The organism is Rhodococcus sp. PvP016 (assembly GCF_017832185.1).
Classification (GTDB): domain Bacteria; phylum Actinomycetota; class Actinomycetes; order Mycobacteriales; family Mycobacteriaceae; genus Rhodococcoides.
The window spans coordinates 457,613-470,344 of record NZ_JAFIBH010000001.1; the positions used below are offsets into that span (position 1 = coordinate 457,613).

General features: G+C 68.7%; 12 protein-coding genes and 1 pseudogene. 8 read left to right on the plus strand and 5 right to left on the minus strand.

The features are described 5' to 3' along the window. Positions 1–37: 37 nt before the first annotated feature. Complete coding sequence (locus JOE30_RS02035; protein WP_204869181.1) at positions 38–1,303, plus strand: hypothetical protein; 1,266 nt, start codon at positions 38–40, stop codon at positions 1,301–1,303. Beyond that, positions 1,300–2,694 carry a hypothetical protein gene (locus tag JOE30_RS02040; RefSeq protein ID WP_204869182.1) on the plus strand — a complete coding sequence of 465 codons (1,395 nt, stop codon included), beginning with the start codon at positions 1,300–1,302 and terminating at the stop codon, positions 2,692–2,694. Before JOE30_RS02035 ends, JOE30_RS02040 begins: the two co-directional genes overlap by 4 nt. Positions 2,695–2,770: 76 nt before the next feature. Here JOE30_RS02040 and JOE30_RS02045 read toward each other — a convergent pair whose 3' ends face one another. Continuing rightward, positions 2,771–3,181 carry an NUDIX domain-containing protein gene (locus JOE30_RS02045; protein WP_204869183.1) on the minus strand — a complete coding sequence of 137 codons (411 nt, stop codon included), beginning with the start codon at positions 3,179–3,181 and terminating at the stop codon, positions 2,771–2,773. A 135-nt stretch (positions 3,182–3,316) separates the two neighbouring features. Here JOE30_RS02045 and JOE30_RS02050 point away from each other — a divergent pair, with 135 nt between their 5' ends. From JOE30_RS02050 to mnhG, 6 genes and pseudogenes are all read left to right on the plus strand, one after another. Next, entirely contained in the window at positions 3,317–6,142 is a 2,826-nt protein-coding gene (locus JOE30_RS02050) for a Na+/H+ antiporter subunit A (protein WP_204869184.1), read from the plus strand. Then, positions 6,139–6,708 carry a Na(+)/H(+) antiporter subunit C gene (locus tag JOE30_RS02055; protein ID WP_204869185.1) on the plus strand — a complete coding sequence of 190 codons (570 nt, stop codon included), beginning with the start codon at positions 6,139–6,141 and terminating at the stop codon, positions 6,706–6,708. The genes JOE30_RS02050 and JOE30_RS02055 overlap by 4 nt, the downstream gene beginning before the upstream one ends. Further along, complete coding sequence (locus tag JOE30_RS02060) at positions 6,705–8,348, plus strand: Na+/H+ antiporter subunit D (protein ID WP_204869186.1); 1,644 nt, start codon at positions 6,705–6,707, stop codon at positions 8,346–8,348. The genes JOE30_RS02055 and JOE30_RS02060 overlap by 4 nt, the downstream gene beginning before the upstream one ends. Then, positions 8,345–8,986, plus strand: a complete 642-nt coding sequence (locus tag JOE30_RS02065) for a Na+/H+ antiporter subunit E (RefSeq protein ID WP_239532461.1) — start codon at positions 8,345–8,347, stop codon at positions 8,984–8,986. Before JOE30_RS02060 ends, JOE30_RS02065 begins: the two co-directional genes overlap by 4 nt. Next, positions 8,983–9,234, plus strand: a pseudogene (locus JOE30_RS02070) (monovalent cation/H+ antiporter complex subunit F); the annotation flags it as partial. The gene JOE30_RS02065 and the pseudogene JOE30_RS02070, both read left to right, overlap by 4 nt. 95 nt (positions 9,235–9,329) lie before the next feature. After that, positions 9,330–9,677 (plus strand): monovalent cation/H(+) antiporter subunit G, encoded by a 348-nt coding sequence (gene mnhG, locus JOE30_RS02075; protein ID WP_204869188.1) that lies wholly within the window; start codon positions 9,330–9,332, stop codon positions 9,675–9,677. A 34-nt stretch (positions 9,678–9,711) separates the two neighbouring features. Here mnhG and JOE30_RS02080 read toward each other — a convergent pair whose 3' ends face one another. The 4 genes from JOE30_RS02080 to JOE30_RS02095 form a co-directional block, all read right to left on the minus strand. After that, the gene (locus tag JOE30_RS02080) at positions 9,712–10,827 is read right to left on the minus strand and encodes a glutamate--cysteine ligase (protein ID WP_204869189.1); all 1,116 of its coding nucleotides are present in this window, start codon (positions 10,825–10,827) and stop codon (positions 9,712–9,714) included. 41 nt (positions 10,828–10,868) lie between these two features. Then, positions 10,869–11,600 carry a superoxide dismutase family protein gene (locus JOE30_RS02085; protein WP_204869190.1) on the minus strand — a complete coding sequence of 244 codons (732 nt, stop codon included), beginning with the start codon at positions 11,598–11,600 and terminating at the stop codon, positions 10,869–10,871. Positions 11,601–11,647: 47 nt separating this feature from the next. Further along, a complete protein-coding gene (locus JOE30_RS02090; RefSeq protein WP_204870691.1) occupies positions 11,648–12,124 on the minus strand; it encodes a LytR C-terminal domain-containing protein in 477 nt (158 codons plus the stop codon). Positions 12,125–12,253: 129 nt separating this feature from the next. Then, positions 12,254–12,562, minus strand: a complete 309-nt coding sequence (locus tag JOE30_RS02095; RefSeq protein ID WP_027506241.1) for a DUF3263 domain-containing protein — start codon at positions 12,560–12,562, stop codon at positions 12,254–12,256. Positions 12,563–12,732 lie beyond the last annotated feature (170 nt).

Below are 12,732 nucleotides of genomic sequence, written 5' to 3' on the forward strand. Positions count from 1 at the left end.
ATTCCCGAAACGGGATGAAGACCGATAGGTTCGCCGCGTGAGCGCATCCGGTGGACGTCTCGACGCCGTGTCGACGCCGATCGCCCTCGTCGTCGGTGCGGGCGCCGCGGTGCACGCCGTGACGTCGCCCGATCTCGTCGCCGACACCGGCAACGGCCCAGCAGCAGTGGTGGCCGCCGTCGCCGTGGCCGCGCTGCTCACGGGGAGATCGAGCAGAGCTGCACCCGCGGTCCTCGCTGCCGTCGGCGGCGCAGCGTTGGTCGTGGGCACTCTCGGATCCTCGGCCGTCCTGTCACTGCTGGGGGCGCTCGGCAGTGGCGTCGTCCTCGGCGCGCTCGCCGTCCTCGCCTCGGTCCGACGCCTGTGGGTCGCTGCGTTCGGAGTCGCGTCGACCGTCTCTCTGGTCCTGAGCATCACCGTCGTCGCGATACCGCGGCGATACGCCTCCTACGTCGACACCGACACGACGACGTCCCGCACGATCGCACTCGTCGCCGCGATGGTGGTGACGGTTCTCGCGATCGCTCTGCGGTCGCGGACGCAACACTCGTCCCGAAGTTCCTCGACTCTGAGTCCCTCGGCTCGCACCGCCCTGACGGCGGTGATCATCGCCCTCGTCGGACTTGTTCCGGTGCTGGTCACGAACCTGACGGCCGCCGCCGGAGCCGCCGGGCTGGGCGCGGTGACCACGACGGCCACGTGGTCGGTGTCGACGATCGTCGTCACCGTGATTCTCGTCGGTGTCGCTCTGGCACTGCCGAGCGGCGGCATCCTCGTCGTCGCGGGCACCGTGCTGTGGTTGTCGACGCGGCCCGCCTCCGTCGTCGTCCTCACGACGGCCGGCACCACGGCCCTCCCCCTTGTCCTCGTCGTCGGTGTCGCGCTCGCCTGCGCCGTGGGCGCGGCAGCAGGCGCCCGTGCACGACCCGCGGTGGGTCCCCCGCTGGCCATCCTGTGCTGCGCGGCCGTGGTGACGGCGATCCATCTCGGGACGTCCTTCACCGGGGTGGCCGTCATCGCGGCGGCGCTCGCGACCGGCGCCGTCGTCGGGGCCGGCGCCGCGTCCGTCGACGTGCCGGCACCCCCCGCCGTCGTCGGCGCAGGCCTGCTCGTGCCCCTCGCTCTGACGACCATGCCCTCGTCCCCGATCTCGGCGGACTTCGGCTGGACGGCGTACACGCCACTCACCCTGCAGTCGGGGTCCGTCACCCTCACCGAGCCCACGGCAGGGACACTGGTGACGGTGACCTGCCTCGCTCTGTGCGCCGTCGGCGCCGAACTGATCCGACGGCGCCGCGGGTGAGACACCACATCGCCTTCGCCGCCGCACTCCTCGCAGCCGCGCTCGTCGGAGCTCTCGGCGCTCTCGCGTGGTCCGGCCCCCGCAGCGACACCTGGCCGTTCGCGGCCACCGTCGACGATCTCATCGGGTGGTCGTCCACCCAGTCCACCGCCACCGTGGTCGGGCAGGTGCTGGTGGTGGTCACCGTCGCGCTGGCCGTCGGGCTGCGGATGCCGACGCGCATCGCCCCCTGGGTGTGCGCGGCTCTGCTGGTCGTGGTGCTCGCCTTCACCAAGGTGGCGATTCCCGAAGCGGCGAGCCTGGCCGTCTTCACCGCACTGCACATCCTCAAGTCGTGCGCGGCCGGCGTCCTGGTCGGCCTCGTCCTGCACGCCACCCGACGATCCGCCGCCGGATGGGTGGCCCTCGCGACCGGCGTGCTCGGCGGAACGCTGCTCGCCTCCGTCGGAACGACCGCCGCGTCCGCCGCGTTCGTGGCGACGCGTCTCGACAGCACCAGCGTGTTCGGCGAACCGGCCTGGTGGTTGATCGGTTCCGCCTTCGCGGCGTGCATCGTCGCCGCCGTTCTGCATCGACCGGCCGCCGATCCCGACGAGGATCCGACCGCTCGCGAACTGGTGCGGCTCACCGTCTACGCGGTGATCGTCGCCGTCGTCTGCCGGGTGGGCGTCGAGATCGTCGGCACCGGCGAGTACGCAGTGTGGAAAGCCGTCGTCGTGGTGATCGTGGCACTCGTCGTCGTGGACCGCGTCGCCGCACGGTGGGAGGCCGCCGATGCTCGAACGGTGCTGGTCGCGGTCCTCGTCACCGCCTCTGCCGTCGCGATGTGGAACGTGGGCGCCCGCACCCTGCTCGACTCCTGGCTGCTCACCGTGGTGGGCGTGGGCGGACTCGTCCTCGGCGCCGTCCTGGCCTGGCGGCTCCCCGTCGGACGCATCACGTCCTGGCTCGCCGCCCTGGCCCTCACCGCGCTGCCGATGGTCGCCGCCCTCGTGAGCGTCGACGAGGTGTCCGCTGCCGTGCTCGGGGTGGTGGCCGCGCTGATTCCGATCGCCCTGACCTCCGTCACCGCGAATCCGCACGCGTCGGTACGGCCGTTGGCGGCGGCGCTGCCCGGGCTCGCGATCCTCGTCGCTGCGGCGGCGCCGGTGCCGAAGGCGGACCTCGATGTCGATGCGCTGGATCAACTCCTGGCCGACTCGGGAATCGACGTGGGGCCGGCGACCGGAATCGATCTGGTACCTGGTGGAGTGCCGCTCAACGAGGTGAGCTCGACCTCCGCCTACCTCCTGCTCGGGGTCGCCGCGCTCTGCACGCTGCGCATCGTGTGGCTGTCCCGGCGCACAGATGCCCCCGAGCCGGACGCCGAGCCCCCTGCACCCCGTGCGTGAGCGTCCACAACTCCACCGGATCGACGGGATCCCGTCGATCCGCCCGAGTTGTGGACGGTGAGGCACGGCGCGATCCCTAGATCACCAGCCCCTGCGCCTGGAGGTGCCGGAACACGCGCATCGATCCCGGCGCGACGTCCGGCATGGCGGCGTACTCGGCGACGGTGAACCACCGCAGATCGGCGATCTCGCTGGTCGCTCGCGGCTCGCCGGTGAGGCCGGCGGAGAAGCACGTCATGTGCAGATCACGGCCGAGTGGATCGCCGAACGCCGGGCACTCGACGACACACAGCAGGTGGACCGACGACTCGACGACGTCGACGCCCAGTTCCTCCCGCACCTCGCGGTGCAACGCCTCGAGCGGTGTCTCACCGGGATCGATCTTGCCACCGACCATGTAGAACGCACGCTTGCCGACCGATCGCGCCTGCAGCATCCGACCGTCACGGACGAGGGCAAGGGCGGCGGTGCGCAGCGGTTCGGTCATCGCCCGGAGACCATACCCGTACGGGGGGTGGGTATCTCTGACGGCGAGCGCGTCGACCCGCACCGGTAGTATGGAGTGGACGACGTCTCGTGCGTCCGACACCCCGCCGCCCCGACGTCCACGACGGAGTGCCTCTTGCTTTCCATTCTCGTTGCCCACACGGTGGCCGCGCTGATCGCGCCGCTTCTCGTGCGTCTGTGGGGACGACAGGCTTTTCTTCCGCTCGCCGCCGTACCCGCCGCCTCGCTCGGCTGGGTCGCTGCGAACTGGAACACCGAGCAGCGACTGTCCATCGAGTGGGTTCCCGGACTCTCCATGAACATCGACCTGCGCTTCGATTCACTGGCCGCGGTCATGTCCACGCTGGTGCTCGGCATCGGCGCACTGATCCTGCTGTACTGCGCTCGCTACTTCGAGGACGACGAGCCCCGTCTGGGCATCTTCGCCGCGGAGCTCGTCGCGTTCGCCGGTGTCATGTTCGCGCTGGTCACCAGCGACAACATGCTGATGCTCTACATCTTCTGGGAACTGACGACGGTGCTGTCGTTCCTGTTGGTCGGGCACTACGCCGAGCGCGCCTCGAGTCGACGTGCCGCGACGCAGGCGTTGCTGGTCACCACGGCCGGCGGTCTCGCGATGCTGGTCGGCATCATCGTGCTGGGCCAGACGGTGGGCAGCTACAACCTCTCCGACGTCATCGAGGCGGCTCCGCGCGGCTGGCTGGCGGGCACCGCCCTGGTCCTCGTCCTGGTCGGCGCGCTGAGCAAGTCGGCCATCGTGCCCCTGCACTTCTGGTTGCCCGGCGCCATGGCCGCGCCGACACCCGTCAGCGGGTACCTGCACGCCGCGGCGATGGTCAAGGCCGGCATCTACCTGGTGGCGCGGCTCGCACCGGGCTTCGCCGATGCGGGGCCCTGGCGCTTCACCATCCTCACGCTCGGTCTGGCGTCGATGCTCGTCGGCGGCTACCGCGCACTGCGGGCGTACGACCTCAAGCTCGTGCTCGCCTTCGGCACGGTGAGCCAGCTCGGCTTCCTCGTCGCCATCGTCGGCATCGGTTCGCGGACCGCGATGCTCGCGGGCCTCGCGATGGTCCTCGCCCACGGCTTCTTCAAGGCCGCGCTGTTCATGGTGGTGGGCATCATCGACCACTCGACCGGCACCCGCGACGTGCGCAAGCTCGCGCACCTCGGGGACCGGTCACCCGTTCTCGCCGCGACGGCCGTGATCGCGGCGGCGAGCATGGCGGGCCTCCCGCCGTTCCTCGGATTCCTCGGCAAGGAGACCGCGTTCGAGTCGACGCTCGACTCGGACGCGATGGGTCCACTCTCGTCTGCTCTGGTACTGGCTGCGATGGTCGTCGGCTCGATCCTCACCGTCGCCTACAGCCTGCGCTTCGTGTGGGGCGCCTTCGGCCGCAAGAAGCTGCGGCAGCCCAGCGCGGCTGTCGCCTCGATGCACGCACCGGGGTGGTTCTTCCTCTTCCCGCCCGTGCTCCTCGCCGCCCTCGGGCTGGTGGCGGGTCTGGCCGCGCCCGTCGTGGACACCCTGATCGCGCCGTACAGCAAGACCCTGCCCTCCTACGGTGCGGAGGACTACCACCTCGCACTGTGGCACGGCGTCAACCTCCCGCTGGGTCTGACCGTCGTCGTCATCCTGGTCGGCGTTCTGCTCTACCGGGTGCACAAGGCCATCGCGCGGACCGTCCCGGCCGTGCCGCTGAACGCCGATCGGGTGTACGACCGCGTCCTCTACCTGATGGATCTACTGTCGCTGCGCCTCACCGGAACCACGCAGCGCGGCTCCCTCCCCGGCACTCTGGCGACAGTTCTCGCGACACTGGCTCTGTTCCCTCTCGTCTCGCTGATCGTCTACACCCGCGACGGCGTCGACATCCGCCTCGCGGACTCGCCGTACCAGATCATCGTGGGCGGCATCATGGTCGCAGCGGCCATCGGCGCCACGATCATGCGTAACCGACTCGCGGCGGTGCTGCTCGTCGGTGTCACCGGCTACGGCTGCGGTCTGATCTTCGCGGTGCACGGTGCGCCGGACCTCGCGCTGACCCAGTTCCTCGTCGAGACACTCACACTCGTCGTGTTCGTCCTCGTGCTCCGCAAACTGCCGGCCGAGATCGACGAGGGTCGCTCGTTCGGCCGCAAGCCGGCGCGCGCCGCCCTGGCCGTGTTCGTCGGCGTCACGGTCACGCTGATCGGTGCCTACGCGATGAATGCGCGCTCGACCAGGCCCATCGCCGAACTGCTCCCGGACCTGGCGTACGACTACGGCGACGGCAGCAACGTCGTCAACGTGATCCTCGTCGACATCCGCGCCTGGGACACCTTCGGCGAGATCTCCGTCCTGCTCGTCGCCGCGACCGGGGTCGCGAGTCTGGTCTTCCGTAACCGGCGCTTCGGCAGCGCACCGCGCGTGTCCGACGCCCCGTCGGCGATGGACAGCCAGCAGGTCGCGTCCGAGATCACGTGGCTCAGCGGCAGCGATCTGATCGACCCCAAGCACCGCGTCCTGGTCTTGGAGATCACCACCCGATTGGTGTTCCCGACGGTGATGATGCTGTCCATCTACTTCTTCTTCGCCGGCCACAACGCCCCCGGCGGCGGGTTCGCCGGCGGACTGACCGCGGGTCTCGCACTGGTGCTGCGGTACCTCGCCGGTGGTCGCTACGAACTGGGTGAGACCCTCCCGTTCGATGCCGGAAAGATTCTCGGCATCGGTCTCCTGTTCGCCGGCGGAACAGCCGTGGCATCCCTCTTCCTGGGAGCGCCCATTCTCTCGTCGGCCACCTTCGAAGTGACGTTGCCTGTTCTCGGTGACATCAAGATGGTCACGGCTCTGTTCTTCGACCTCGGTGTCTACCTCATCGTCGTCGGCCTCGTCCTCGACGTCCTCCGCAGCCTCGGCGCGCGTCTCGACGCCCAGATCGAATTGAGTCGCCAGTGACCGCCAACATCGGAATGCTCGTCATCATCGCCGGACTCATCGCCACCGGCGTCTACCTGTTGATCGAGCGCAGCATCATCCGCATGCTCCTGGGCCTGCTGCTGGTCGGCAACGGCGTCAACCTCCTCATCCTCACCGCCGGCGGCGGTCCGGGAAATCCGCCGGTGGTGGGACGTGTGTCCGAGGTGGCCGAGGGCGACGCCGATCCACTGGCGCAGGCGTTGATCCTCACGGCCATCGTCATCACGATGGGCATCGCCGCCTTCGTGCTGGCCCTGGCCTACCGGTCGTACACGATCAACGTCGCGGACGTCGTCGAGAACGACCCCGAGGACACCAAGGTCCTCACGCGTCGCAGCCTCGCGGACGCTCCCGACCGCGACAAGTCCGACGACCCGATCACCGGCGAGCCCGGCGAGGCCGGAGACGCCTTCGACAAGGACGGAAACCCGATTCCTCTCGACCAGATCGCCAACCGCGAAGACCTCGAGTGCTACGAGGATCTCCACGAGGGCAAGTTCCGCGACCGTGACGACGTCTCCTCGCCGGCGGGTGACTCCCGATGACGCTGTCACCGACGATCATCGGGACCCTCACACCCCTCCCCGTCGTGATCCCACTTCTCGCCGCGGCGCTGTGCCTCGTGCTGGGCCGCAAGCCGCGCGCGCAGCGAGCGGTCACCATCGCGGCGCTCGTCGCGGTCACCGCCGTGTCCTGCGTGCTCCTCTATCTGGCCGACCGCGACGGCACCACGGCTCTCCAGGTCGGTGGGTGGGAGGCCCCGATGGGCATCACGCTGGTGGTCGATCGACTGTCCGCGCTGATGCTCGTCGTGTCGTCCATCGTGCTGCTGGCGGTCATCGTCTACGCCGTGGGCCAGGGCATCCGGGACGGCGACGCGAATCAGCCCGTCTCGATCTTCCTGCCCACCTACCTCGCCCTCACCGCGGGCGTCAGCAATGCGTTCCTGGCGGGCGATCTGTTCAACCTGTACGTCGGATTCGAGGTCCTGCTCGTCGCGTCGTTCGTGTTGCTGACGCTCGGCGCCAGCGCCGAACGCGTGCGCGCGGGCGTCTCATACGTCATGGTCTCCGTCGTCTCGTCGATGATCTTCCTGGCGGGCATCGCCGCCACGTACGCGGCCACGGGCACCCTGAACTTCGCCCAGCTCGCGCTGCGCTTCGACGACATCCCGCAGGGCACGCGGCTCGCGATCTTCTCGATCCTGTTGGTGGCGTTCGGTATCAAGGCCGCGGTCTTCCCGCTGTCGGCCTGGCTCCCAGACTCCTACCCGACAGCTCCCGCCCCGGTCACCGCGGTCTTCGCCGGCCTGCTCACCAAGGTGGGCGTCTACGCCATCATGCGCACCCACACGCTGCTGTTCCCGGACGGCGCGATGGACAACGTGCTGCTCGTCGCCGGATTGCTCACCATGGTGATCGGCATCTTCGGCGCGATCGCGCAGAGCGAGATCAAGCGTCTGCTCTCGTTCACGCTGGTCTCGCACATCGGCTACATGATCTTCGGTGTCGCGCTGTCCACCAAGGCGGGGTTGTCCGGCTCCGTGTACTACGTGGCGCACCACATTCTGGTGCAGACGACGCTGTTCCTCGTCGTCGGCCTCATCGAGCGTCAGGCTGGTTCGTCATCCCTGCGTCGCCTCGGCGGTCTGGCCGCAGCGAGCCCGTTGTTGGCGGTCCTGTTTCTCGTCCCCGCTCTCAATCTCGGTGGCATTCCGCCGTTCTCCGGTTTCATCGGCAAGGTCGCACTACTGCAAGCCGGCGCGGACAAGGCGAGCTCTCTCGCCTGGATACTCGTCGCCGGTGGCACGGTCACCAGCCTCCTCACCCTCTACGTCGTGGCCCGTGTGTGGACCAAGGCGTTCTGGCGGGCGCGCGCCGACGCGCCGGAAGGTGGCGTGTCCGACGACTCTCCGACCGCGCTACTGGACAACGCCAGCGACGTGGATTTCGACTCGCGCGTCGACCCGGGCCGGATGCCGGTGGGAATGCTCGTCCCGACGATCGGCCTGGTCGCTGTCGGCCTGTCCCTGACCGTCTTCGCCGGCCCGTTCATCGGCATCAGCGATCGGGCCGCGGAGGACCTCCGCGATCGGAACGTGTACATCACCGCTGTTCTGGGCACGGTGGAGGACCCCGTCACCTACGCGGACGGACGCGACGCGTCGGAGGAGGGGGGACGATGACCATCATGGGTCGTGACATAGCCCTCAAGGCTGCGTTGCTGGCGTGGCTCACCGGGGTGTGGGTGTTGTTGTGGGGCAACCTCTCCCCGGCGAACGTTCTCGGCGGGATCGTGGTCGGACTCTTCGTGATGACTGTCCTGGCACTGCCGAGGGTTCCGGTCGAGGGCCGGGTGCACCCGCTGTCGGTGGTCCGACTGGTGGTCGTCCTGGTCTACTACGCCGCTCAGTCCAGTGTTCAGGTCGCGTGGGCGGCGATCCGTCCCGGTCCACCACCGGTGAACGCGGTGTTGCGGTATCCCGTCGAGATCAAGTCGGATCTGGTACTCACCTTCATGGTCGACGCGTTGAACATGGTTCCGGGCACGATGGTGCTGGACATCGACCGCGAGGATCGAGTCCTCTACATTCACGTCCTCGATGTCGGCAAACCCGATGCCGTGGACCAGTTCCGCACCATCGTCCGCACCTACGAGTCGGCCTTCATCGCGGCATTCGAGCGTGACCTCGAGTGGCATCCCGCGAGCATCGTCGCGCCGACGGACGACAGTGACGTCGACTCCGTGGCGGACACGATCGACGACATCTCCACGGATTACTCCCGGACGACCGGTGACTCCCGGAAGAAGGACCGCCCGTGACCGTCGTTCTCACCATCTCGGGCGTCCTGCTCCTCGCGGCCGCCGTCATCACGGCCTACCGCTTACTCGCCGGGCCCGACTCCCTGGACCGACTCGTCGCGGTGGACACCATCATCGCGCTGACGGTGTGCGGTGTCATGGTGTGGTCCGTCTACAGCCGGGACACCACGTTGGTTCCGTCCATCGTCGCGCTCTCCGTCGTCGGCTTCGTGGGATCGGTCAGTGTGGCGAGATTCCGCGTCTCCGACACCCCGGAGAAGAGGAAGGCCGCCGCCGCTGCCGCAGCACGCACACCTCATCCCCCGCACGACACCGAATCACGCGACAGACGGCAGGAGAAGCGATGAAGCTCGTCGCCGACATCATCAGCGGCACGATGATCATCCTGGGATCGATCCTCGCGCTCACCGCGGCCATCGGGGTCGTCCGCTTCCCGGACACACTGTCCCGCATGCACGCCGCCACCAAACCTCAGGTGGTGGGGTTGATTCTGATTCTCATCGGCGCGTTCATCAGCCTGCGCGGCAACGTCGACATCTGGATGATCTTCCTCGTCGGCGTCTTCACGGTGCTCACGGCGCCGATCATCGCGCACACCGTGGGGCAGGTCGCCTACCGTGAGCACAGCAGCAGGGACGACCTCTTCATGGTCGACGATCTCCGCGACGACGAACGCAACGACCGGGCCTGAGCAGCGACGTTCGGATCTCGGCGAAGTTCGGAGATCAGAGCAGTTCGGAGATCAGCGAGTCGACGACGGCGATGAGGTCGCCCCCCGACGTCTCCGCCACGGCACGCTGCCGCTGGTAGGACGCACCCCGACGCGGGATGTCCGCGACGTGGCCCAGTTCGTCCGCGCACCCCAGCCGCACGGCGATCGGGGTGAGCTTCTCGAGCAGATCGTTCAGATCGTCGGTCATGAGGCGCTCGTTGCTGTCGGCGTCGAGCACGATCTCGGCGTCCAGCCCGTACCGCGCGGCGCGCCACTTGTTCTCCTGCACGTGCCACGGCGGGATCGTGAGCAACGGCTCGCCGGCATCGAGCCGTTCGTCGAGATGCACCACGAGACAGTGGATCAGGGCGACCAGGGCACCGAGCTCACGCTTGGTGGACACCCCGTCGCACACCCTGATCTCGATGGTGCCGAGCCGCGGCACGGGACGGATGTCCCAGTGCATGCCGCCGAGCTGCGATATGACGCCGGTCTTCATCTGGTCGTGCACGAAACCCTCGAACTGCGACCAGGTCTCGAACTGGAACGGCAGTCCCGCGGTGGGGAGTTGCTGGAACATGAGCGCGCGGTTGCTGGCGTAGCCGGTGTCCGACCCGGCCCACATCGGGGACGACGCGGACAGCGCGAGCAGGTGCGGGTACTGCAGCAGAATCGAGTTGAGGATGGGGAAGACTCGGTCGGCCGAGCGGAGTCCGACGTGGACGTGGACACCCCAGATCAGCATCTGCCGACCCCACCACTGCGTGCGCTCGATCAGCTCGTCGTAATGCGGTGCGGCGGTGAGCTGTTGCGACGACCACTCGGCGAAGGGGTGTGTCCCGGCGCAGAACAGATCGACTCCCAACGGATCCGCGGCGCGGCGCACCAGATCCAGCGACTCGCTCAGATCGTCGATCGCCTCGCCGACGGTGTCGCAGATGTCGGTCACCAACTCGACCGTGTTGCGCAGGAGTTCCTTCGTCACGCGCGGCGTGTGCGCACCCGCCAGTTCGACGACACCGTCCATCACCTCGGACGCGGTGTTCGACAGATCCCGTGAGACGCGGTCGACGAGCGCGATCTCCCACTCGACGCCGATGGTCGGACGCTCCGACCCGGCGAACGGCACCGTGGTCGATCTCGACTCGTTCTTCAGGGGGACGTGCCCGTCTACTCGGACTCGACGACCGCGCAGGCGACGCGGCTGCCGGCGTCGCCCGTGCTGAGCGTCGTCGCGTCGGGCACGGGCTGGCCGTCGGGCAGCGTGTAGCGCGTCGGGATGTTGGCGAAGTTGTCGGCGCCCGAGTGGACGATGACAGCGACGCCGCCGCGCAGGTCGTCGAGCGTGACCGAGTCGGTCGTCGTCGTGAGGTCGGCGGTGCCGTCCTCGCGCACCTGCAGCGAGGTCAGGTCGCCGCTGGCCGGGTGGCCGGTGTTGCCGTTCACCTGGAGGTGTCCGCCGGCGGACAGGAACGCGCCGGGTTCGCCGCCGGTGGGAGCGACCGAATCGGGCTCGCACACCGGATTCTGATGCATGTGCAGGCCGTGGAAGCCCGGGGTCAGACCCTCTGCCTCGACGGTGACCTCGAGGTGTCCGTCGACCTCGGCGAAGGAGACCGTGCCCATGGTCTCGCCCTCGGGGCTGCGCAGGTCACCGGTCATCGCGGCCTCGGTCGCCGAGCCCTCGCCCTCGGAACCCTCGCCACCCGCGCTGTGGGACTCCTCGCCGTGCTCGGAACCCGCGGGTGCCGCGGAGCTGGTGAAGACGGGCGGAGTCGTGCCGGCGACGTCGCTGGCTTCCTCGCCGTTGCTGCAGGCCACCATGCCGAACAGGGCTACTGCGGCGAGAGGCGCCACGACGAGGTGACGAGGTGCGACTCGGCTGCGCTTCCAGCTGGCCATGGTGGGGGTCTCCTAGATGTGTGGGGACGTGCTGACCTGAACTCTAGTCACCCGGTGACGATGACGATGATGCCGGGCGTGGAGGACTCGATGCCCTCGAAACGAGGTTCGACACCGAAGCCCAGTGTGGTCGCGATGCGTTCGGCCTCGGCCTGCTGACCGGGCACCGACGGGTCGTAGTAGACCGTGGAGGCCGCGATGGTGCCGCTGCTGTAGTTGCCGGTCTCGCCGACCGTGAAACCGGCCGACTCGAGCGTCTGCGCCACCTCGGCGGCCAGTCCGCTGACATTGCTGTTGTTGAGCACGCGCAGCGACTGTGCCGCGGCGGTGGTGGAGGACGGCGCGCTGGTCGTCGTCGTGGCGGCGGACCCAGCGCTCGCGTCGGACTGCGGCGCGGCGGGTGCTGCCGCAGCGGCGGTGGTGGTCACGGCCGCTGCGGTCGAGGTGGGCGTGTCCTCGCCCGAGCCGGTGAGCGAGAAGAAGCCGAGACCTGCGAAGACGACGGCCAGCGACAGCAGAACCATGGCCAGCGCTCGCAAGGGTGGGCCGGACGAGTCCGGGCTCGGAGTGCTCGCGGGGGTCTGATCAGTCACGCTGCGAGCCTAGCGACTCGGCCGAACCGGATTGCCCGGGGCGGCGCGGGACGACCCCCGTCAGATCTCGAAGCCGAGTCGGCGCGCAGCGCGTGCCTTCTGCCGGCTCGCGCGCAGACGGCGCAGGCGCTTCACGAGCATCGGGTCCGCGGCCAGCGCCTCCGGCTTGTCCACCAGAGCGTTGAGCACCTGGTAGTAGCGGGTCGCCGACATGTCGAACAGTTCCTTGATCGCTTCTTCCTTCGCGCCGGCGTACTTCCACCATTGGCGCTCGAACGAGAGAATGTCGTGTTCCCGGCGGGAGAGTCCGTCACTCGGCTCGTCGGCCCCGTCGGCTCGCCCGTGACTTCGCGCTGCAGCGCTGTCCATCTCACTCCTGTCGTCTGTGCCGCCCTCGGCATCGCGTCTCGCGAGCTCTGCCGTCGACCTCGGGCTGTGCCGTGTGAACCCGGTCGTGACCGTGTTCTCGCGCGTCCCCCGGACCCGAAGAGGTCCGCGCACGGCGGTGAATCACATCCGTGTCGTTCGCCGCCAATCTA

What these genes read in the sequence shown, in the direction of transcription:
- JOE30_RS02085 (WP_204869190.1), bottom strand. Translation starts at nt 11,600, where the DNA reads ATGGCCAGCTGGAAGCGCAGCCGAGTCGCACCTCGTCACCTCGTCGTG.
- JOE30_RS02065 (WP_239532461.1), top strand. Translation starts at nt 8,345, where the DNA reads ATGACCATCATGGGTCGTGACATAGCCCTCAAGGCTGCGTTGCTGGCG.
- JOE30_RS02045 (WP_204869183.1), bottom strand. Translation starts at nt 3,181, where the DNA reads ATGACCGAACCGCTGCGCACCGCCGCCCTTGCCCTCGTCCGTGACGGT.
- JOE30_RS02095 (WP_027506241.1), bottom strand. Translation starts at nt 12,562, where the DNA reads ATGGACAGCGCTGCAGCGCGAAGTCACGGGCGAGCCGACGGGGCCGAC.
- JOE30_RS02090 (WP_204870691.1), bottom strand. Translation starts at nt 12,124, where the DNA reads ATGGTTCTGCTGTCGCTGGCCGTCGTCTTCGCAGGTCTCGGCTTCTTC.
- JOE30_RS02060 (WP_204869186.1), top strand. Translation starts at nt 6,705, where the DNA reads ATGACGCTGTCACCGACGATCATCGGGACCCTCACACCCCTCCCCGTC.
- mnhG (WP_204869188.1), top strand. Translation starts at nt 9,330, where the DNA reads ATGAAGCTCGTCGCCGACATCATCAGCGGCACGATGATCATCCTGGGA.